This is a genomic window from Pseudaquabacterium terrae (assembly GCF_013266755.1).
GTDB lineage: Bacteria > Pseudomonadota > Gammaproteobacteria > Burkholderiales > Burkholderiaceae_C > Pseudaquabacterium > Pseudaquabacterium terrae.
Genome location: NZ_JABRWJ010000001.1, coordinates 515,579 through 536,197 on the forward strand (window position 1 = coordinate 515,579; position 20,619 = coordinate 536,197).

Here is a 20,619-nt window from a genome sequence, read left to right on the forward strand (position 1 = left end):
CACTCGATACATTTCCTTGCGGATCGGTGCGTCGCTAACACCGGAAACGAGCGTCACGGCAATGTCCACGCCCGGGGTGGTGGCTTGCCCGGCCTGTCACTGCGGCGTCCTATAAACGGAAGCTTCGCGCTGCCCTGCCATCGAGCCCGGCATCGTCGGACATGCCTTGTCACAACTGAAAGACCCTATGGCGAATCCGAACACTTCGAAGCTTCGTGCACTCACCGGCGGCACCGCGGAGCCGGCACCGGCCACGCAGCCCGTCGTGCGGGCGATCGACGTCGGCTTCGGCCTCGTCAAGCTGAGCCTGCGCTCGGGCAACGGCGTGGCGTTCATCAACTTTCCGTCGATGGCCATTCCCGCCGATGCCAGCGCCGTGCGCTCGCTCGGCACGCGCCGCCGAGACACCTTCGACGTGCCGGTGGCCGGCGCGAAGTACGAGGTCGGGCGCGATGTCGGCCTGGCGCAGGCCGGCGGCAGCTTCGGCCGCGATGTCACCGACGAGTTCTACCGCGGCGCAATCTACGAGGCGCTGACCAAGGGTGCGCTGCGTTACATGGCCGAGGCCGGCGATGCGGTGATCGACGTGCTGGTGCTGGGCCTGCCGGTCAACCAGTACAACGACGCCAAGCGGCGCGACTACCTGCGCTCGCACTACGAGGGCGAGGTCGAGATCGGCGACGACAAGAAGATCACCGTGCGCAAGGTCATCGTGCAGGCGCAGCCGATGGGCGGTTACGCCGCGCTCGGCGACCACCTGGACGAGCTGAACCGCGTCATCACCGAGACCGGCGGCGCGCTGCCGCCGCTACCGAACGCCGAGGCGCTGGACGAGCTGGCGGTGCTGATGATCGACCCCGGCGAGCACACGCTCGACTGGCTGCTGATCCAGCAGGGCACGATCAATCCGCGCGCCAGCGGCGCGGCGTCGGACGCCGGCCGGCACCGGGTGCTGCGCACGGTGCAGGAATCGCTCGCCGCGCACATCGGCCGGCCGCTCGGGCCGGCGGTGATGCCGCGCATCAACGACGCCCTGCGCCAGCGCGCGCCGGTCAAGCTGTCGGGCGTGGCACATCCGCTCGAGCGCTTCGAGCCGGAGATCATGAGCGTCATCGAGGACTCGATCAACCGCATGGTCGACGGCCTGCGCGATGCGCACGAGATCGTCGACCTGATCGTGCTCGTCGGCGGCCACCCCGAGCGTTACCGCGACGTGCTGGTCAAGCGCTTCCCGGCGATCCCGGTGTTCATCATGCCGGAGCCGATGGCGGCCAACGTGCGCGGCTTCCAGCTGATCGGCGAGGCGCTGGCCGAGGGCTGAAACTCACCGGCTGAGATCCGGGTTCCCGCGTGGCCGTCCTCCGCATCGAGCTCGACGTCGACAGCGAGGTGTATCCCGAGCTCCATGCGCTGCTGGCCGCGATCGGCAGCGAGGCGTCGCGCGGCGAGCGCCTGCGCCAGCTCGCCGCGACCGGGCTGGTGTGGGAGGTGGTGCGGATCCGCGGTTATCCGGCGTCGCTGGTCGCGCGGGCCGCGACCGAGCCGCTGCCGGCGGCCGAGCCGGCCGAGGTGGCCAAGGCCGCCGTGCCGCGCCGGGCCACTGTGCGGCGCGCGGCCGCGCCCACTGCTCCGGCCGCTCCGTTTACGCCGCCTGCACCCGGCGCCCCCGGTTCGGCCGACTTCGTCGACCTGGCGCTCAACGCCGTGCCGCCCCCCGCGCCGGAACCCTGGCCCGGCGTGGTGCACGAGCCGCCGGTGCTGAACGACGTCGTCGAGCCCGACCCCGCGGGCCCGACGATCACCGTGCTGCCCGACCCGCCGCTCGAGCACCGCACGTCGACGCGCTCGCGGCTGCAGCGGATGAAGGAGAAGGGCTTGTTCAGGAACGGCTGAGCGCGCCCGCTGATGCGGGCCGGCGCTGCAGATAGGCGCTCAGGCCCTGCACCAGCGCATCGAAGCTCGCCTTGCAGCGCGGGCTGTGGCGCAGGTCCTCGTGCATCGTGACCCAGGTTTCGAGCTTCAGCTCGGCCTGCCGCGGCAACAGGCGCACCAGCGCCGGTTCACGCTGCGCCAGCGCCACCTGACAGATGCCGATGCCGGCGCCGGCGCGGATCAGCGCCAGCTGGGCGACGTCGCTGTCGGTGCGCAGCGTGAAGGCCTGGCGCGTCCAGCCCGGCAGCGCGGCGCGCGCCGCGCGGATGAACGGGGTTTCTTCGTCGTAGCCGATCAGCGCGTGCTGCGCCAGCTCGGCCAGCGTGCGCGGCGTGCCGCAGCGCGCCAGGTAGGACGGGTGGGCATGCAGCCCGAGCAGCACGTCGCCGACGCGGCGGGCGATCAGCTGCGCATGCTTCGGCGGCGTCATGCGCACGGCGATGTCGGCCTCGCGGCGCAGCAGATCCTGCACCCGGTTGGTCAGCACCAGCTCGATCTGCAGCCGCGGGTGCGCCTGCTGCAAGGCGGCGACGATCGGCGGCAGCACCTCGACGCCGATCACCTCGCTGGCCGAGATGCGCACCGCGCCTTGAACGCCTTCACCCTGGCTCTGCGCGGCGCGCTCGAGCGCCGCCGCGGTGCTGTGCATCGCCTCGGCATAGCCGCGCAGCGCCAGCGCGGCCTCGGTCGGCAGCAGGCCGCTTTGCGAACGGGTGAAGAGCACCAGGCCGAGCGCCGCCTCCAGCGCGGCGACGTGCCGGCCGACGGTCGGCTGCGACAGGTCGAGCGCCCGTGCGGCGGCGGACAGCGAGCCTTCTTTCAGCACGCCGAGGAACGAGCGGTGAAGCTCCCAGCTGACGGTGTGAGCCATGCAAAACTGTATAGAGACTCGTCAATGTCTGGCAATTCCTTTTGTACGCCGTTGTCACCAGAATTCTCTTCATCGCAAGCCCCTCCGAAAGAGATCCCATGACACAGACCACCCCTTTGGCCCTCGTGCTCGGCGCCACCGGCGGCATCGGCGGCGAGATGGCGCGCCAGCTGCGCGACGCCGGCTGGCAGGTGCGCGCGCTCAAGCGCGGCCTGGCGCCGCCGAGCGAGCAGCGCGAGGGCATCACCTGGCTGCGCGGCGATGCGATGAACCGTGCCGACGTGCTGCAGGCCGCGCGCGGCTGCGCGGTCATCGTGCACGCGGTCAACCCGCCGGGCTACCGCCGCTGGGCCGAGCTGGTGCTGCCGATGATCGACAACACCATCGCCGCGGCGATCGCCGAGCGCGCCACCGTGGTGCTGCCGGGCACCGTCTACAACCACGGCCCGGATGCCTTTCCGCTGCTGCGCGAGGACTCGCCGCAACGGCCGCTGACGCGCAAGGGCGCGATCCGCGTCGAGCTCGAACGCCGGCTGCAGGCGGGCACTGCGCAGGGCGCGCGAGCGATCGTCGTGCGCGCCGGGGACTTCTTCGGTCCGCAGGCGGGCAACAGCTGGTTCGCGCAGGGGCTCGTCAAGCCGGGCCGGCCGGTGACGACGGTGCGGCTGCCGGGCGCGCGCGGCGTCGGCCACCAGTGGTCCTACCTGCCCGACGTCGCGCGCACGATGGTCGAGCTGCTGGCGCGGCGCGAGCGGCTGGCACCGTTCGCCGCCTTCCACATGGCCGGGCACTGGGATGCCGATGGCACGCAGATGGCCGCCGCGATCGGCCGGATCGTCGAGCGCCACGGCGGCGCGCGCCCGACACAGCGTGCCTTTGCGTGGTGGCTGGTGCGCCTGGCGGCACCCTTCGTCGCCACGCTGCGCGAGCTGCTGGAGATGCGCTACCTGTGGCGCACGCCGGTGCGCATGGACAACACGCGGCTGATCGCCACGCTCGGCCGCGAGCCGCACACGCCGCTGGACGAGGCGATCGAGGCGACGCTACGCGGCCTGGGCTGCCTGCCGGCGCCCGCTGCTGCGCTGGTCCCCACGGTCTGAAGGCGACCGGGGGGCCCGGGGACCGGCAGAATGCCGGCCGGTGTCGCCCTCCTTGACCTTGTCCTGCCGGCTGATGTCCGTGGTGGTGGCCGCAGTGGTGGCCGCTTCCGCCGGCCCCGCAGCCGCCGAGCCGCTGCAATGGCAGGGCCAGGCCGCGCTGGCGACCGAGCTGACCGACCGCGGGCTCTCGGTCTTCGAGCGCCGGCCGACGCTGCAGGCCGAGCTCGGCGTGTCGCGCGGCCGCTGGGCGCTCGGTGCGGCGCTGAGCGCGCGCGCCGCCGACGGGCGCGACCGCCGCGTGCTGGCCCGGCTGTCGCACTACCGCACGCTGTCCGACGACTGGCAGCTCGATGGCGGGCTCGGCTACTACGGCTACCCCGGCGGCGTCTACGCGCGCAGCTTCAACCGCGTCGAAGCCTCGGCCGGTGCGAGCTTCCGCGACCTGCTGTCGTTCAACCTCACCGCGCTGCACTACCGCGCCTGGCGCGGGCGCCGCGGCGGCCTGCAATGGGCCTTCGACGCCGGACTGCGCTGGCCGCTCGCCGGAGCGTGGTCGCTGACCGCCAGCCTCGGCCAGGCCGACGTGCCGCCGCTGCCGCAGCGCCGGTACCACTACGGCGGTGTCGGCGTGGCTTGGGCTGCGTCGGGCTGGCGGGTCGAACTCAACCGCCTGGGCGCGGATTCGACCGCGCAGCGGCTGCTCGGGGAGACGGCGCATCCGCGCTGGTCAGCAGTGGTCGCGACAAATTTTTGAGCCGCAGGCAACCGCCGGCGCGCTCAAGCGCACTCACGGCGAGTACAAGCCCTGTCTATGCCGACCCCCAGCTCACTTCGTTCGCGGCCCCCCGAGGGGGCGCGGTGCCCTTCGGGCGGCCGGACGGGCACCATGTCCCAATCCCCGCACCCCGCCGACGAACATGCCGAGCGCGCGCTGCTGCAGCAGCTCGCCGGCGGCGACCGCGCCGCGCTCGCCGCGCTGTACCAGGCCTACCACCGCCGGCTGGCGCGCTTCGTCGGCCGCATGACGCGGCGCGCCGACATCGTCGACGAGGTCATCAACGACTGCTTCTGGATCGTCTGGCAGAAGGCCGCCGGCTTTCGGGGCGACTCCCGGCTGTCGACCTGGATCATGGGCATCGCCTACCGCTGCGCGCTGAAGGCGCTGCGCCAGCACGGCGAGGACCCGATGGCCGCGGACGAGGGCGCACTGCCCGCCGCGCACGACCCGAATGCCGACCGCGAGCTGCGCGACTGGATCGCCAAGGGGCTGCAGCGCCTGCCCACCGAGCAGCGGCTGGTGCTGGAGCTGGCCTACGGCGGCGGCCACTCGGTCGACGAGATCGCGGCGATCCTGCAGTGCCCCGAGGGCACGGTGAAGGCCCGCATGTTCCACGCCCGCACCAAGCTGCGCCACCTGCTGCCGGCCTTGGCCGAGCGCAACGGCGCCGGAGGATGACGATGATGCCCGCCGAGCACGCCCGCACCTGGGCGCTGATCCCCTGGCTGGTCAACGGCCGTGCCGATGCGCGCCAGCGCGCCGCGGCCGACCACCACCTCGCCGGCTGCGCCGATTGCCGCGCCGAGCTGCTGGCGCAGCAGCGGCTGCACCAGCTGGTGCAGCGCGAGACGCCGCCGGCCGCGGCCGAAGTGGATGCGCAGGCCGGCCTGCAGCGCCTGCTCGGCCGCATCGACCAGCTGCCGGAGGATCAGGCGGTGGCGCCGGCGCCGCGGCGGCGCGCCGTGTTGCCGGTGGCACTGGCAGCGGCGGTGATCGTGCAGGCGATCGGCCTGGCGCTGCTGAGCCTGCAGCTCGCGCGCCAGGACGATGCACCGTATGCAACGCTGAGCCGTGCGCCGGCGGCAGCCGCTGGCGCGGCCACGCTGCGTGTGGTGCCGGATCCGGCACTGCCGCTGCAGCAATGGCAGGCGCTGCTGCAGGACGCCGGGCTGCGCATCGTCGACGGCCCGAATGCGGCCGGCGCCTACGCCCTGGCGCCGCAGGACCCGGCCGCGCCGGCGGCCACCGCCGAGCAGCTGGCGCGGCTGCGCGCGGCGCCGGGCATCCGCCTCGCCGAGGCGCTGGACCCGCCGCGATGAGCGCCGCCCGGCCGCTCCGAAGGCGCTCGCTCCCCAAGGGACGCGAAGCGGCCCCTTCGGGTCCGCGGGGGACGGCCCGCAGGGCCAAGGGGGCCCAGTGAGCCCGCTGCGGCGTTTGCTCGTTGCGCTCGGAGCGCTGCTGGCCGCGCTGGCCCTCGCACCGCTGCGCGCCCAGCCCGAGGCGGCCGATGCCGACGCCGCGATGCGCGGCGACAGCAGCCGCTACATCCTGCTGGCGGTCGACAACCCGCTGTACCGCGTGCCGGGCCGCGCCGGCAGCAGCCTGCCCGGTTACACGCCGCCGCAACGTTATGTGGTCGGGGCGCAGGCCGCCGGCGCGCTGGCCACGCTGCAGCGGGAACACGGCCTGCAGCCGGCCGCCGCCTGGCCGATCCCGCCGCTCGGGCTGCACTGCGTCGTCTACCAGCTGCCGCCCGGCACCTCGCGCGAAGCCCTGCTGCGCACGCTGGCCGCCGATCCGCGCGTGCGGCTCGCGCAGCCGCTGCAGGACTTCGAGCTGCTCGGCGCCAGCGCGTACAACGACCCCTACCTGCCGCTGCAGCGCGGTTTCGCCGAGACCGGCGCCGCGCAGGCGCACCGCAGCAGCATCGGCCGCGATGTCGCGGTCGCGGTGATCGACACCGGCGCCGACCTGGCACACCCGGACCTGCGCGGCCGCGTCGCGGCGCACCGCGACCTCGTCGCGCCGGGCCAGCCCTTCGACACCGATCGCCACGGCATCGAGGTGGCCGGCGTGATCGCCGCGGTGGCCAACAACGGCCAGGGCATCGTCGGCATTGCGCCCGGCGCGCGGCTCGAGCTCTACAAGGCCTGCTGGTACCCGGCCTCGCCCAAAGCACCGGCACCGGCACCGGCGCGCTGCAATTCGTTCACGCTGGCCAAGGCGCTGGCCGCGGTGATGGAGTCCGACGCGCGCATCGTCAACCTGAGCCTCGGCGGTCCGGCCGATCCGCTGCTCGAGGCCCTGCTGGCGCAGCTGCTGCGGCAGCGCCGCATCGTCATCGCGGCGCTGCCGGTGAGCGGGCGCGCCGAGGGCTTCCCGGCCGGCGTGTCCGGCGTGCTGGTGGTCGGCAATGCCGGCACGATGGCGCTGCCGGCCGGCGTGCTGGCCGCACCGGGTCGCGACGTGCTGACGCTCGCCCCGGGCGGCCGCTACGACTTCGCCAGCGGCGCATCGATCGCCGCGGCGCATGCCAGCGGCATCGCAGCGCTGCTGCTGGCGCTGCAACCGCAGCTGGACGCGGCGACGCTGCGCGAACTGCTGGCGACCGACGCGGCGGCCAGCGCGCCGGCGCCGAGCATCAACGCCGAGGCGGCACTCGCGCGCCTGGCACGGCGCACGCCCTGACGACCGTGACGCGTTGATAACGCATTACCAACGCACACACGATCGGACCCATGAACATCGGATTCTTGCGCTGCGGTTAAACCGATCGGCCTGTGGCAGGGCACCTACCGCTGTCCAACAAGCACAGACCGGAGGATGGAATGGATTCACGACACTCGGGGAGAAAACTCGCCGCCGCGGCGATGCTCGGCGCGCTGCTCACCGCTTGCGGCGGCGGCAGCGGCGACGGGCTGGACAGCAACGGCCGGCCGGTGGGCGAGGGCGGCAGCGGAGGCGGCGGATTGACGCCGACCTTCGCATCGATCCAGGCGCAGGTCCTGACGCCGCGCTGCACCACCTGCCACGCCGGTGCGGCGGCGCCGGTGGGCTTGCGCCTGGACGCGGGCAGCAGCTACGCCTTGCTGGTCGGCGTTCCCAGCGGCGAGGTGTCCTCGCTGCAGCGCGTGGCGCCCGGGCGGCCCGACGACAGCTATCTGATCCACAAGCTGGAGGGCCGCGCGGCGGTGGGCTCTCGCATGCCGCTGGGCGGGCCCTTCCTCGATGCCGCCACGATCGCCGTGATCCGCGACTGGATCGCCCGCGGCGCTCCTAACAACTGAAAAGAACGACCATGCCACGCGCCTTGATTCGCACGCTGTTCCTGCTCTGGCTCGCCGCACTGGGGTCCGCACCCGCCCGCGCCGAACCCTACCTGGCGCTGGACCAGGGCTACAAATGCCTGGCCTGCCACGTCAACATCACCGGCGGCGGCTTGCGCAACGGCCTGGGCGCGTTCTATTCGCAGAACACGATGGCGGCCACCAAGCTGCCCGAGGGCGTGCCGGCCTGGTCGGGCCGGCTGGCGAGCTGGCTGCGCGTCGGCGGCGACCTGCGCTACAGCTCGTCGCGCAGCCGCGTGCCGGGCGAGGTGACGCAGTCGGACAAGGGCCTCGACCACGCGCGGCTGTATGCCGATGTCGAGGTGGTCGCCGACCTGCTCGCGGTCTACGTCGACCAGCACGTGCGCCCGGGCGAGCCGCAGCGCCAGGAAGCGCATGTGCGCCTGGGCGGGGCCGATCGCGGCTGGTATGCGAAGGCCGGCCAGTTCTACCTGCCGTTCGGCTGGCGCCTGCAGGACAACACCGCGTTCGTGCGCTCGGTCAGCGGCATCAGCATGACGACGCCGGACAAGGGCGTCGAGCTCGGCCTCGAGAAGGGTGACTGGTCGGCGCAGCTGGCCTACACGCGCGGTCCGGGCAACGTCGGGCCGACGGTGGGCCACCAGTGGACCGCGCAGGGTGTGTGGGTGCAGCCGTGGGGCCGGCTCGGCACCGCGGTGGCGTCCACCGATTCGACCGCCGGCTATCGCAACGCCACGGCGATCTTCGGCGGGCTGCTGACCGGCCCGGTCGTCTGGCTCGGCGAGATCGACCTGGTGCGCGACAACGGCTTCCCCGAAGGCCGGCGCAAGTTGGTGGCGGCGCTGGGCGAAGTGAACTGGAAGATCCGCCAGGGCCACAACCTGAAGGCCAGCGCCGAGTACTTCGACCCCGACCGCCGCATCTCGAACGACCACAGGGTGCGCCACAGCCTGGTCTACGAGCTGACGCCGATCCCGTTCGTGCAGCTGCGCGCGGGTTATCGGCGTTTCGGCGGCATTCCGCAAAGCCCGGTCGACAACCGCCGGCTGATGTTCGTCGAGCTGCACGCCTTCCTGTAGGCGCAGCTCACCTCGCCGTCCCCAGCTGCTGGCGCAGCCAGGCCTTGGCGAAGCGCAGCTCGGTGTCCACCGTGGCGGCCGACAGCTGCATCACCGCGGCCATCTCGTCGTAGGTCAGCCCGCCGAAGTAGTGCAGCTCGAGGATCTGCGCCTTGCGCGCATCGAAGGCCGCCAGCCGGCGCAGCACGTCGTCGAGCTCGCTGATCTCGGCGCTCGGCGTGCCCACGACGTCGAGCGCTTCGTCCAGCGGCGCATGCGGCGCGCCGCCGCCGCGCTTGGCGGCGCGGTGCGCCTCGGCGTGGTTGACCAGCACCTGCCGCATCTGCCGCGCGGCGATGCCGAAGAAGTGGGCCCGGTCGACCCAGTCGACGCCGGCATCGGCGAGCTTCAGGAAGGCCTCGTGCACCAGCGCGGTGGTCTGCAGCGTGTGGCCGGCGCGCTCGCCGCGCATCGCGCTGTGCGCCAGCCGTTGCAGCTCGCGGTAGACCAGCGGCGCCAGCGCATCGCGCGCCGCGACGTCGCCGCCGCGCCAGGCGTGCAGCAACCGGGTCACCTCGTCGGGTTTCACCGCGGCATATTAGGCCGCGCAGCCTGCCCGCCGGTGCGATCATTCAGCGCCGCCCGACCGGGAGTGCCCGCATGGATGATGCGCGCTGGAGCCGCCTGCAGCAGCTGTTCGCGCAGGCGCTGGCCCTGCCGGCCGAAGCGCGCGAGGCCTTCGTCGAAACGCTCGAAGCGGCCGACGCCGCGCTGGCCGGCGAGCTGCGCCAGCTGCTGCAGCACGACACCGCCGACGACCCGCTGCCCGCCGCACTGGCCCGGGCCGCGGGCCAGGCGCTGGCCGGCGAGCGCGACGCCTGGATCGGCCGGCGCCTGGGCGCCTGGCGCATCGTGGCCCATGTGGCCGATGGCGGTATGGGCGCCGTCTACCGCGCCGAGCGCGCCGATGGCCAGTACCGGCAGACGGTGGCCGTCAAGCTGCTGAACCCGGCGCGGGTCTCGCCCGCGGCGCGCGCGCGCTTCGCGGCCGAGCGGCAGATCCTGGCGCGGCTGGTGCACCCGCTGATCGCGCGCCTGCTCGACGGCGGCAGCACCGACGACGGCGCGCCCTACCTGGTGATGGACTTCGTCGACGGCGAGCCCATCGACGCCTGGTGCGATCACCACGCGCTCGACACCGCGGCACGGCTGCGGCTGGTGCTGCAGGTGTGCCAGGCGGTCGACTTCGCGCATCGCAACCTGGTGGTGCACCGCGACCTGAAGCCGCGCAACATCCTGGTCGATCCGCAGGGCGTGCCACGGCTGCTGGACTTCGGCATCGCCCGGCTGCTCGACGCCGAGGGCAGCACCGCGAGTGCCGAGCAGCTGCTGACACCCAGCCACGCCAGTCCCGAGCAGGTGACGGGCGGCGCAATCACCACGGCCACCGATGTGTATGCGCTCGGCGTGCTGCTGTACCAGCTGCTGGCGGGCCGGCTGCCGCATGCCGACAGCGCCGCCAGCCCGGCCGCGCTGGCGCGCGCGATCGTCGAGACCGAGCCGCCGCGGCCGAGTAGCGCCGTGTTGCGCGACGACGGTGGGCCGGCCGCGGAGCGCATGCGCCGCGCCCGCGAGCTGGCCGGCGACCTCGACAACATCGTGCTGATGGCCTTGCGCAAGGAGCCCGAGCGCCGCTACGCCGGCGTGCTCGAGCTGGCCGAGGACATCACGCGTTACCTCGAACACCGCCCGGTGCGCGCGCGCCCCGATACGCTGGCCTACCGCGGCGCGAAGTTCTGGCGCCGGCATCGCGTGGCGGTGCCGGCCAGCGCGGCGGCGCTGCTGCTGGCGCTGGCCGGAGCAGGGCTCTTCACGTGGCAGCTGGCCGACGAGCGCAACCGCGCGCTGGCCGCCGAACGCAGCGCCCGCCGCACGGCCGAGTTCACCGCCTCGCTGCTGGAGGGCACCGGTGCCAACGAGGCGGCGGCGCGCCAGCTCTCGGTGCGTGAGCTGCTGGACAAGGCGGCCGGCCGCGTCGATCAGGAGTTGGGCGCGGAGCCCGAGGTGGCGACACGGCTGCGCAGCGCGCTGGGCTCGGCCTATGCCAGCTGGGGTGCCAATGACGAGGCGCTGAAGCTGCTGACCACGGCGCTCACCGAAGCCAGGGCGCGCGAGCGCGGCCCCAGCGCGCAGCAGGCGCGCACGCTGTCGCTGCTGAGCACGGTGACGCACGACCTCGGCCAGCTCGAGGTCTCGCTGGACTGGACGCGCCAGGCGGAGGCGATGTGGCGCCAGGTCGGCGACGCCGCGCAGCAGGGCAGTGCATTGAGCGACCTGGCGCTGGCACTGAACGCGTTGCGCCGCCGCGACGAGGCCGAGCCGGTCTTCCGCCAGGCCCTGGTGAAACTGCGCACCGCGCACCGCGGCGATCACCGCGACATCGCCTGGGCGCTCAACAACCTGGCCTGGGGCCTGCACGCGATGGGCCGGCTCGACGAGGCCGCGCCGCTGTACGACGAGGCGCTGGCCATGCAGCAGCGGCTGCGCACGGCGGTGGCCGAGACCGCGCAGACGCAGAACAACCTCGCCGGCCTGCACTACGACCGCGGGGATCTCGAACGTGCTGGTGCGTTGTGGGCCGAGGTGCTGGCGGCCTACGAAGGCGTGTTCGGCCGCGGCGGCCACGCCGCGGTGGCACGGGCGCAGAACGCGGTGGCGCTGGTGTTGATCGATCGCGGCCGCTTCGACGAGGCAGAGCGGCTGACGCGGGCCGCCGCCGAGGCCAATACGCGGCTGCTCGGTGAGCGCCACCGCTGGACGGCGATCACCTTGCAAAGCCATGGCGTCGCCCTGCTCGGACTGGGCCGGCTCGACGAGGCCGAGGCGACGATGCGGCGCGTGCTGGCACTGCGCCAGGCGCTGCTGCCGGCGGGCCATGCCGAGTTCGTCGGCAGCCACCTGGGGCTCGGCCGACTCGCGCTGGCGCGCGGCGATCCCGCGGCGGCCGAGCGTGAGCTGCAGCGGGCGCAGGACCTGATCGATGCGTTGAAGTCGCCCGACCGCGTGCCGCGTGATGCGGTGGCGCTGGCGCTGGCCCGCGCACGGGCACTGCAGGGCCGCCGCGACGAAGGCCGGCTCATCGCCGCCGCCGCGATCGAGCGCATGCGCCGCGGCCTGCCGGCCACGCATTGGCGCTTGCAGGCGGCCGAGCTGGCGATCACGCTGCCGCCGTTCGTGCCGCAGGCCGCGCCCGACCCCACGGCCGCGGCACGCACCACGCTGGCCGCGCTGCGCGAGCGGCTGGGGCCCGACGCCACGGTGGTGCGCGAACTGGCGGCAGTAGTGGACTCGGCGCCGAGGTGACCAAAGTCAGCGCGCCCGATTGGGGAAAACGGCGCCGAATCCAGCCTTGGTGAGTGAAGACCCATCACCCACCGGAGAGCCCCATGTCTGCAGGACCCGAGTTGCGCGCCTACGGCGCCAACCTGAACCAGGCGCACGCCAACGTGAGGGAGGTGCGCGCCGGGGTCGGTGAGGTGCGCGAGCGGCTCGACACCGTCGAGATGGTGATCGACGCCATCGACAGCGTCGAGCGCCAGGCCGATGCTTTCGGCCGCAGCGTCGGGCAGATGCAGCTTGCGCTGAAGCTGATGGACAAGACCGGCCCGCTGAAGGCGCTGGCGACGCTGGGCGCCTTCGTGCTCGACAAGCTGGAAACGGTGGCGCGCCAGGTCGAGGCCAAGGCCGACGCGCTGGCCCGGCGCATCGACGACAGCGGGCTGGAGGCGCTGCTCACCTCGGCCCAGGACAAGCTCGAGTCGCTCGACGCGGGGCTGCTGGTGGTCGAGGAGACGATCGCGCACGATGCGGGCGTGATCGGCGGCATGGTGAAGGCGCTGGACACCGTCGATGCGCTGGACCCCGCGGGCGACCCGGCGGCGCCGCTGGCCGCGAGCATCGAGCCGCTGGTGGCGGTGCCCAACGCTGCCGTGGGCGCGCTGAACGACGCCTACGCGACGATCAAGGCCGAGGTGCTGGCGCTCGGCAATGCGGTGCCGAACGCCGCCTTCCTGCCGGTGCTGGGCGTGCGCATCGCCTTCGACAAGATCAGCGCATCACTGGCCTTCCTGCGCGGCCCGCTCGACCTGGCTGGCCAGATGCTCAAGCCGATCGAGCCGATCCTCGATGCCGCCGGGCTGCTGTTCGACCTGACGGTGCGCCCGGTGATCGACTTCCTACTGCAGACGCTGGGCCTGCGGCAGGTCATCGATGCGGCGGCCGACCGCATCACCGCGCTGCTGCCGAATGCCGGTGTGCTCGACACGGTGCTGGACGACTTCGATGCCGCCTTGCAGGCGATCGACCCGCTGGCTGCGCTGGACGATGCGCTGGGCATCACGGCCTGGGTCGGTCGGCTCGACAGCGCGCTGCTCGCGCCGGTGGGCAACCCGCAGGCCGGGCCGATCGGCATCGGCAGCGGCGCCAACGACGTGCTGCAGGGCAGGGCGGTGGCCGACCTGCTCGATGGCGCCGCCGGCGACGACACCGTCCACGGCGACGCCGGTGACGACGTGCTGCTGGCCGGCCCGGGCCAGGACGTGCTGGACGGCGGCAGCGGCACCGACCGCGTGGTGTTCCGCGGCAACCTGATCGAGTACCGCTTCTCGCAGAGCGCGCAAGGCGGCGAGCTGGTCTTCCACCACCTCTACCCGGCCGACCCGCGCATCAGCGACGGCAGCGAAGTCACGCGCAACATCGAGACCTACAGCTTCGCCGACTTGAGCCTGACGCAGGCGCAACTGATGCAGGGCGTGCGCATCGCGACGCCGGGGCAGACCTTGCTCGCCGGCAGCGACGACATCGACATCCTGTTCGCCGCCGCCACCGCGATCACCATCGACGCCGGCGGCGGCAACGACGTGCTCGCCGGCAGCCCCGCCAACGACCAGCTGCGCGGCGGCAGCGGCGACGACGTGATCGTGCGCAGCGCCGGCAACGATGGCGTCGACGGTGGCAGCGGGCGCGACACCTGGCGCTTCGGCATCGACAACACCTCGGGCAATCCGCATGTCGACGTCGACCTGCAGCGCGGCAGCGCGCTGGTCGGCGGCACCACGACGACGCTGCTGTCGATCGAGGCCGTGGTGGTCGAAGACAACCGCAGCGCCTACCTCTACGGCAGCGGCGCCGCCGAGCAGCTGACGAGCGCCACCACGCGCGACCTGCTCGACGGCCGCGGCGGCGACGATGTGCTCGACGGCGGCGCCGGCGACGACGTGCTGATCGGCGGCCCTGGCGCCGATGTCCTCTTCGGCGGCGCCGGCACCGACGCGCTGGCCGCCGGCGAGCGCGCGCTCGCCGGCGTCGCCAACCACTACGACGGCGGCGACGGCAGCAACGACACGCTGAGCTACGCGGCCGATCTGCGCGAGCAGGTCGAGCGCGAGCACTTCGACACCGGCCTGCGCGGCAAGGTGCGCTTCCAGCAGGCCTCGGGTCCGATCCGGCTGGACGCCGCGACGGGACGCATCGAGCGCCTGTCCGACGACGGCCTGACGGTCATCGCCACCGACACCGCCGTCGGCATCGAGCGCTACATCGGCTCCGACGCGAACGACGCGCTGACCGGCGCCGCCGGCATCACCGTGTCACTCGATGGCGGCGGCGGCAACGACCGCGTCGTCGGTCTCGGCGTCGGCCTGCTGGGCGGCGGCAGTGGCGACGACGTGCTGGTCGCCGCGCCGGGCAGCAGCGCCGCGGGCGGCGGCGGCTTCGACACCCTCGACCTGGGCGCGCAACCCGGCGTGCGCTGGCTGGTGCGGCTGGACGGCGCGATCGGCTCGGCGCTGCGCGCCTTCAACGCGATCGACGGCAGCGCGCTCGCCGTGCCCGGCGGCAGCCTGCAGAACGAATCAGGCCCGTCCCTGCTCGGCGCGGGCACGGTGGCCGACATCGACCGCTACGTCGGCAGCGCCGAGGACGACCACTTCGAGCTGCGCAGCAGCGGCGCGATCGTGGTCCATGCCGCAGCCGGCGACGACTATCTGCACGGCCGCGGCGGCGGCAGCAGCACGCCGTCGTTCCAGCTCTTCGGCGAGGTCGGCGACGACCACCTGGTGCTGCAGGAGACCGGCCTGGCCGACGGCGGCGAGGGCCACGACCGCCTCGAGGTCGACGCCGATGCCGGTGACGCGGTGCAGGTGCGCGGTGGCGCGGGGGACGACACGATCCTGGTGCGCGGCGGGCAGGCGGTGATCGACGGCGGCACGGGGCGCGACACCCTCTCGGCCGCCGCTTCCAACGTGCTGGCCGGCCTGGTGCTGGACCTGGCCGCGGGCACGCTGGCGGCCACCGGCAGCAGCCCGCGTTTCGGCGGCACGGTGACCGGCATCGAAACCGCGATCGGCTCCGACCTGCACGACGACACGCTGCGCGGCAGCGCCGCCGGCGAGACGCTGATCGGCGGCGGCGGCAACGACCTGCTGGAAGGCCGCGGCGGCGCCGATGCCTTGTACGGCGGCGCCGGCGGCGACACGCTGCGCGGCGATGACGGCGACGACCTGCTGGACGGCGGCGACGGCGCCGACGTGATCGACGGCCGGGCTGGCGCCGACCTGCTGGTGCTCGACGGCAACGACACGGCGCTGGGCGGCGACGGCAGCGACCACTTCGTGATCGGCCTCGGCACGATGGTGATCGACGGCGGTGCCGGCCTTGACAGTGCCCGGCTGAGCGGCGCGCGCAGCGACTACCCGCTCATCCGTGACGCTGGCAGCGGCTGGCGCATCGCCGACGATGCGCTGCAAGGCATCGAACGCCTGCAGTTCGCCGATGCCGGCCTGGCGCTGGACCTCGACGGCGCCGCCGGCACCGTCGCGCGGCTGCTCGGCGCGGTGTTCGGCCCGGCGGCCGTGGCCAATGCGGCCTACGCCGGCATCGGCCTGACGCTGAAGGACGGCGGCATGAGCGACGAGGCGCTGGCGGCACTGGCGCTCGACGCGGCGGGCGCGCACACCGCGCCGGCCATCGTCGCGCTGCTGTGGACCAACCTCTTCGACACGCCGCCCAGCGCCGCGCAGGCCGCACCCTTCATCGCCTGGCTCGACCAGGGCATGAGCCCCGGCGCGCTCGGACTGCTGGCCGCCGTGCAGCCGGTCAACGAGGCGCGCATCGATCTGGTCGGGCTGGTGGACAGCGGGCTTGCTTACTCCGAACCGGTTCTCAACTGACCGGGTGTTACGCAGCCCGCATGGCCTGCGAAGGGGGTGGCGCACGCAGAATCGCTCGGATGGCAAGACGAACGCTCACCTCGCCCTGGGCGAAGGGATTCGACCGGCAGCTGAAAACGATGACCCGCGCGACCCTGCGCTCGGGCGCGCTCGCCATGAAGCAGGCGCTCAAGCCGGTGCTGGACAAGCGCAAGCCGCCGCCGGGCGCCGGCGACTGGCTCGCCGGCCTGGCCATGGGGGCCGCGGGAGCGCGCCGCTTCCGGCTCTATCGCCCCACCGGCGTGAAGTTCGGTGAGCGCCTGCCGCTGATGGTGATGTTGCATGGCTGCGGGCAGGACGCGAAGAGTTTCGCGTCGAGCACGCGCATGAACCGCATCGCCGAGCGCGAGCGATTCCTGGTGCTCTACCCGGAGCAGGACCGGCTGGCCAATCCGCAGGGCTGCTGGAACTGGTTCGACACCAAGACCGGCCGCGCGTACGGCGAAGCCGCGCTGATCATGAAGGCCATCGACCAGGTGTGCCTGCTGTACGCGGCGGATCGCAGCCGCATCGCCGTGGCGGGACTCTCGGCCGGCGCCAGCATGGCGGCCCTGCTGGTCACGCGGCACCCGGAACGCTTCAAGGCCGTCGTGATGCACTCGGGCATTGCGCCGGGAACGGCGCACTCGCCGCTGACCGCGCTCGGCGCGATGAACGGGCTGCGCGAGCCGCGCCCGCTGCTGGCACTGCCGCCGGCGCTGGGCTGGCCGCCGCTGATGGTGATCCACGGCGGCGTCGATGCGGTGGTGTCGGCCAGCAACGGCCAGGCGGCGGCGCAGGTCTGGGCCGACGCGGCCGGTGCCCGCGCCGGCACGCCGCGCAACGTGCAACGCGGCAAGCGCTACCCGAGCACCGTGACCGACTTCGTGCGACGCGGCAGCACGGTGGCGACGCTGGTCGAGATCGGAGCGCTCGGCCATGCGTGGAGCGGGGGCGCGGCGAATCAGCCGTTCAGCGACGGGCGCGGGCCCGACGCCTCGCGCATGGTGTGGGGTTTTGCCGCCAGGCAGTTCCGCGCTTGAGGCGGCGGCCTGGGCGCCGGCGCGCAGACGAAAAAAAACCGCGGCGAACCGCGGTTTTCTTGTCGACTTGACCGAAAGGTCAGAGCGGACGGATGTTCGACGCCTGCAGGCCCTTCTGGCCCTGGGTCACTTCGAACTGGACGCGCTGGCCTTCGGTCAGGCTCTTGAAGCCCTCGCCGCGGATTTCCTTGAAATGCGCGAAGAGGTCCTTGCCGCCGCTTTCAGGCGTGATGAAGCCGAAGCCCTTGCCATCGTTGAACCACTTGACGATGCCGGTTTCAGTAGTGTTGGTGGACATGAATTTCCTTTGAAAGTGAAGAACCGCGCAGCACATGCTGACGCGTGGCAGAGACACGCAAGAAATCACCTTAGGGGGAAATCCAGACCGAGCCTGTCACGGAACCGGACAGGGGAACGAACCGACCTCAAAACGACGGTCTTGTGTATAGCTACTCGGGGCGCAGTGTAGCCGGTATCGGAATGCCCACACCGGCGTACCGACGTGAACAGTGGCTCGAATGCCACTCAATCTGTCCCGAGCAGCCTGAGGCCAACCGGCAGCGACTCCCCGAACAGGCTGCGTTCGTCGGCTTCGTCCAGCGGCATCACCTCGCGCACCCGGAGTATCCAGGCCGGCGGGGCGTGCACCGCTTCGAGCCGCGCGGCCACCTGCTCGCGCCACTCGGGCGGCAGGTCGCGCGCGCGGTCGCCCGACAGGCGCGCCAGGTTCGCCGCGGCCGCGGCCGCGCCATCGGTGAGTTTCCAGTCCAGCGCCAGCAGCGCCTCGAGCCAGGCCGTCGCGGTCTCGACCGCCACCACGCGGTGCGCGCTGCCGTGGAAGGGCACGCGCGCGCCGAGCCGGCCTATCGCCCAAAGAACGTGTCCCAGGCCGGACGGCGACGGGCGCCCGAGCTGCGCCGCCAGCCAGTCGCCCAGCTCGGCCTTGTGCTCGGGCGCGATGCGCTCGAGCGCCGCGCCGAGCCGCGCCATGTCGTCCGGCGGGCCCTTCACGAGGGTCGGCGAACGGTGCTGTCGTGCCTCCGGGCCGAGCTCATGGCCGCGCAGGTTGAAGGCCACGTCCTGCAGCAGCCGTTGCTGCGCCGGCTCGTCGAGCCCGCCGGCAACCCGCCGCCACAGCGTCCACCACTCGGCGCAGACCTGCGTGTCGCGGCCGTGCTGCACCCCCTGCTCGAACAGCGGCCACAGCTGCTCGATGCGCCAGCCGTCCAGCGCATCGCCGAAGCCGGGGCGCAGGCACCAGCCGGCGAGGCTCAGCCACAGCCGTTCGTGGTCGGCCGAGCGGCGGCGATTGCGGGCGCGCTGCGCCAGCTCGTCGTACAGCGGGCGCAGCAGCGCGGTGCTCCAGCGGTCACGCGGTCCGAACAGCGCCTCCAGCTGCCCACGCAGCTGCTTGACCGCCTTGGCGTCGACCGCGCGGTTGCGCACGCCGAACACGCGCTCGATCGCGGCGACGGCCTCGCCGAAGCGCGGCGGCAGGCCGGTATTCGCCGCGGCGGGCGTATCGCCGCGAAGCTGGAACTGCAGCTGCCAGTGCTGCGTCGGATCATTCACCGCGATGCACTGCACGTCGAGCGTGCCGAGCTCGCTGAGCCGGCTCGTCAGGCGCACCGCGATCTCGCGCCGGCCCGCGTCGGCCGCGGCGCCGCGCACCACGGTGGCCAGCGGCGGCAGCGGCAGCACCGGCTGCTCGGCCAGGTCGACGAGCTCACCGGCGCGCACGCTGCCGCTGGTCGACGCGACCAGGTCGAAGCGCACCGGCTCGCCGCTCTTCAGCGCGAAGCTGCGATCGGGCAGCGGCACGTCATGGCCTTCCTCGCTGCCGCGCGGCAGCACGCAGACGCCGCGCTGCGCGTCGCTGCCTGCGGCGTCGAGCAGCAGGAAGTAGTTGCGCGCCGACCCGCTGCCGATGCGCGGCACCAGACCGCGCCGCGCCAGCGCGTGGGCGACCGCGCCGCGCGCGACGGCGATGTCGGGGTCGGCGTTGTGCAGGACTTTCAGCGGCGCGCCGCGCCAGGCCGCGAGGATGTCGCGCAGCCGCGCGGCGAGGGCCTCCGCATGGAAGACGCCGCCGTTGAGCAGCAGCGCGTCCGGCCAGCCGGCGTCGGCGTGCGCGTGCAGGAAGGCGGCGATGTGGCGCGTCACCGCCGGATCGCTGGCGTAAGGCAGGCCGAACGCGACCAGGCCGGCGCCGCTGCGTTCGCGGCGCGGCAGCTCGTCGGCCGCGCCGGCGGGGAAGAAGCCGTCGATCACGAGGCGCTCGACCTCGTCGCGGCTCAAGGCCACCGAGCGGGTGCCGCCGATCAGCGACGACCCGCCGCCGAGCAGCGTCACTGCGGCGCTGTCGGGCGCGTCGGCCGCGAGCAGGCGTTCCTTGGCGGCGCGGCAGCGTTCGACCAGCTGCGGGAGCTCGCCGGCCGAGAGCCGCCGCGCCGTGTCCGACGCGCCGGGAAGGCGGCCCTCGACCAGGTGCGCCAGCGCCAGGTCCATGTTGTCGCCACCGAGCATCAGATGCCGGCCGACGGCGACGCGTTCGAGCCGTGGCGCACCGGCCAGCGTGTCCACGCGCACCAGGCTCAGGTCGGTGGTGCCGCCGCCGACATCGCAGACGAGCACCAGCCGCGTGCCGGACAGCGCCTCGGCGACGCTGCCGCGGTGGCGGAACAGCCAGTCCTGCAGGGCGGCCTGCGGCTCCTCCAGCAGGCGCAGCGACGGCAGGCCGGCGTCGCGCGCGGCCTGCAGCGTCAGCTCGCGCGCGGCATCGTCGAACGAGGCCGGCACGGTCAGCACGATCTGCTGCGCTTCGAGCGACGCCTGCGCAAAGGCGTGGTTCCAGGCCGCGCGCACATGGGCCAGCACGCTGGCGCTGGCGGCCACCGGCGAGACCTTCGGCACCTCGGCCGGCGCGCCCCACGGCAGGATCGGCGCCAGCCGGTCGACGGCAGCGTGCGACAGCCAGCTCTTCGCGCTGGCCACCAGGCGGCCCGGCACGCGCGCGCCGAGCCGGCGCGCCAGCGCGCCGATCACCGCGCCGTCCGGGCTCGGCCCCCACGGCAGCGTCAGCGCGCCGTCGGCGATCTCGCCCGCGGCCGGGTGGTAACGCAGCGAGGGCAGCAGCGGTTGCGGCGCGACCTCGCCGGGCGCGATCAGCTGTTCGATGGCGAACAGGCGGATGCTCTGATCGCTGACGCGGTCGGCGACCGGCGCGTAGGCGACGACGGTGTGCGTCGTACCGAGGTCGATACCGACAAAGTAAGCGGCCAT

At 73.2% G+C, this 20,619-nt stretch carries 16 protein-coding genes; 12 read left to right on the forward strand and 4 right to left on the reverse strand.

Annotated features, from left to right (window positions below):
* Positions 1–187 precede the first annotated feature (187 nt).
* Positions 188–1,321 carry a ParM/StbA family protein gene (locus HLB44_RS02385; RefSeq protein WP_173120215.1) on the forward strand — a complete coding sequence of 378 codons (1,134 nt, stop codon included), beginning with the start codon at positions 188–190 and terminating at the stop codon, positions 1,319–1,321.
* A 29-nt stretch (positions 1,322–1,350) separates the two neighbouring features.
* On the forward strand, positions 1,351–1,893 hold the full coding sequence (locus HLB44_RS02390; RefSeq protein WP_173120217.1) for a hypothetical protein: 543 nt from the start codon (positions 1,351–1,353) through the stop codon (positions 1,891–1,893).
* On the opposite strand, the gene HLB44_RS02395 is transcribed toward HLB44_RS02390, so the two are convergent.
* Positions 1,880–2,803, reverse strand: coding sequence for a LysR family transcriptional regulator (locus HLB44_RS02395; RefSeq protein WP_173120219.1), 924 nt, complete (start codon positions 2,801–2,803; stop codon positions 1,880–1,882). The two genes, HLB44_RS02390 and HLB44_RS02395, sit on opposite strands and share 14 nt — an antisense overlap.
* A gap of 98 nt (positions 2,804–2,901) precedes the next feature.
* Between HLB44_RS02395 and HLB44_RS02400 the strand changes: the two genes are divergently transcribed.
* The 7 genes from HLB44_RS02400 to HLB44_RS02430 all read left to right on the forward strand — a co-directional run bounded on the left by HLB44_RS02400 (position 2,902) and on the right by HLB44_RS02430 (position 9,068).
* Positions 2,902–3,903, forward strand: coding sequence for an NAD-dependent epimerase/dehydratase family protein (locus tag HLB44_RS02400; protein ID WP_173120221.1), 1,002 nt, complete (start codon positions 2,902–2,904; stop codon positions 3,901–3,903).
* 40 nt (positions 3,904–3,943) lie between these two features.
* Positions 3,944–4,657 (forward strand): hypothetical protein, encoded by a 714-nt coding sequence (locus tag HLB44_RS02405; protein ID WP_173120224.1) that lies wholly within the window; start codon positions 3,944–3,946, stop codon positions 4,655–4,657.
* 132 nt (positions 4,658–4,789) lie between these two features.
* Positions 4,790–5,359, forward strand: a complete 570-nt coding sequence (locus HLB44_RS02410; protein WP_173120225.1) for an RNA polymerase sigma factor — start codon at positions 4,790–4,792, stop codon at positions 5,357–5,359.
* A 5-nt stretch (positions 5,360–5,364) separates the two neighbouring features.
* Positions 5,365–6,000, forward strand: coding sequence for a zf-HC2 domain-containing protein (locus tag HLB44_RS36985; protein WP_173120227.1), 636 nt, complete (start codon positions 5,365–5,367; stop codon positions 5,998–6,000).
* Positions 6,001–6,097: 97 nt separating this feature from the next.
* Complete coding sequence (locus tag HLB44_RS02420) at positions 6,098–7,369, forward strand: S8 family serine peptidase (RefSeq protein WP_173120229.1); 1,272 nt, start codon at positions 6,098–6,100, stop codon at positions 7,367–7,369.
* A gap of 140 nt (positions 7,370–7,509) precedes the next feature.
* On the forward strand, positions 7,510–7,968 hold the full coding sequence (locus tag HLB44_RS02425) for a hypothetical protein (protein WP_173120231.1): 459 nt from the start codon (positions 7,510–7,512) through the stop codon (positions 7,966–7,968).
* Positions 7,969–7,979: 11 nt separating this feature from the next.
* Positions 7,980–9,068 carry a hypothetical protein gene (locus HLB44_RS02430; RefSeq protein ID WP_173120233.1) on the forward strand — a complete coding sequence of 363 codons (1,089 nt, stop codon included), beginning with the start codon at positions 7,980–7,982 and terminating at the stop codon, positions 9,066–9,068.
* Between the two features lie 7 nt (positions 9,069–9,075).
* Here HLB44_RS02430 and HLB44_RS02435 read toward each other — a convergent pair whose 3' ends face one another.
* Positions 9,076–9,636, reverse strand: a complete 561-nt coding sequence (locus tag HLB44_RS02435; protein WP_173120235.1) for an ECF-type sigma factor — start codon at positions 9,634–9,636, stop codon at positions 9,076–9,078.
* A 71-nt stretch (positions 9,637–9,707) separates the two neighbouring features.
* Between HLB44_RS02435 and HLB44_RS02440 the strand changes: the two genes are divergently transcribed.
* The 3 genes from HLB44_RS02440 to HLB44_RS02450 all read left to right on the forward strand — a co-directional run bounded on the left by HLB44_RS02440 (position 9,708) and on the right by HLB44_RS02450 (position 17,337).
* A complete protein-coding gene (locus HLB44_RS02440; RefSeq protein WP_173120237.1) occupies positions 9,708–12,410 on the forward strand; it encodes a serine/threonine-protein kinase in 2,703 nt (900 codons plus the stop codon).
* A gap of 83 nt (positions 12,411–12,493) precedes the next feature.
* Complete coding sequence (locus tag HLB44_RS02445; RefSeq protein WP_173120239.1) at positions 12,494–16,276, forward strand: calcium-binding protein; 3,783 nt, start codon at positions 12,494–12,496, stop codon at positions 16,274–16,276.
* 119 nt (positions 16,277–16,395) lie between these two features.
* Positions 16,396–17,337, forward strand: a complete 942-nt coding sequence (locus HLB44_RS02450; RefSeq protein WP_246312010.1) for an extracellular catalytic domain type 1 short-chain-length polyhydroxyalkanoate depolymerase — start codon at positions 16,396–16,398, stop codon at positions 17,335–17,337.
* Positions 17,338–17,416: 79 nt separating this feature from the next.
* Here the strand turns inward: HLB44_RS02450 and HLB44_RS02455 are convergent, their stop codons facing one another.
* Positions 17,417–17,635, reverse strand: a complete 219-nt coding sequence (locus HLB44_RS02455; RefSeq protein WP_173120243.1) for a cold-shock protein — start codon at positions 17,633–17,635, stop codon at positions 17,417–17,419.
* 227 nt (positions 17,636–17,862) lie between these two features.
* Positions 17,863–20,619 carry an Hsp70 family protein gene (locus HLB44_RS02460; protein ID WP_173120245.1) on the reverse strand — a complete coding sequence of 919 codons (2,757 nt, stop codon included), beginning with the start codon at positions 20,617–20,619 and terminating at the stop codon, positions 17,863–17,865.

Coding starts and splice junctions, on each gene's coding strand:
- HLB44_RS02450 (WP_246312010.1), top strand. CDS start 16,396: ATGACCCGCGCGACCCTGCGCTCGGGCGCGCTCGCCATGAAGCAGGCG.
- HLB44_RS02460 (WP_173120245.1), bottom strand. CDS start 20,619: ATGGCCGCTTACTTTGTCGGTATCGACCTCGGTACGACGCACACCGTC.
- HLB44_RS02445 (WP_173120239.1), top strand. CDS start 12,494: ATGTCTGCAGGACCCGAGTTGCGCGCCTACGGCGCCAACCTGAACCAG.
- HLB44_RS02395 (WP_173120219.1), bottom strand. CDS start 2,803: ATGGCTCACACCGTCAGCTGGGAGCTTCACCGCTCGTTCCTCGGCGTG.
- HLB44_RS02400 (WP_173120221.1), top strand. CDS start 2,902: ATGACACAGACCACCCCTTTGGCCCTCGTGCTCGGCGCCACCGGCGGC.
- HLB44_RS02455 (WP_173120243.1), bottom strand. CDS start 17,635: ATGTCCACCAACACTACTGAAACCGGCATCGTCAAGTGGTTCAACGAT.
- HLB44_RS02410 (WP_173120225.1), top strand. CDS start 4,790: ATGTCCCAATCCCCGCACCCCGCCGACGAACATGCCGAGCGCGCGCTG.
- HLB44_RS02440 (WP_173120237.1), top strand. CDS start 9,708: ATGGATGATGCGCGCTGGAGCCGCCTGCAGCAGCTGTTCGCGCAGGCG.
- HLB44_RS02430 (WP_173120233.1), top strand. CDS start 7,980: ATGCCACGCGCCTTGATTCGCACGCTGTTCCTGCTCTGGCTCGCCGCA.
- HLB44_RS02425 (WP_173120231.1), top strand. CDS start 7,510: ATGGATTCACGACACTCGGGGAGAAAACTCGCCGCCGCGGCGATGCTC.
- HLB44_RS36985 (WP_173120227.1), top strand. CDS start 5,365: ATGCCCGCCGAGCACGCCCGCACCTGGGCGCTGATCCCCTGGCTGGTC.
- HLB44_RS02385 (WP_173120215.1), top strand. CDS start 188: ATGGCGAATCCGAACACTTCGAAGCTTCGTGCACTCACCGGCGGCACC.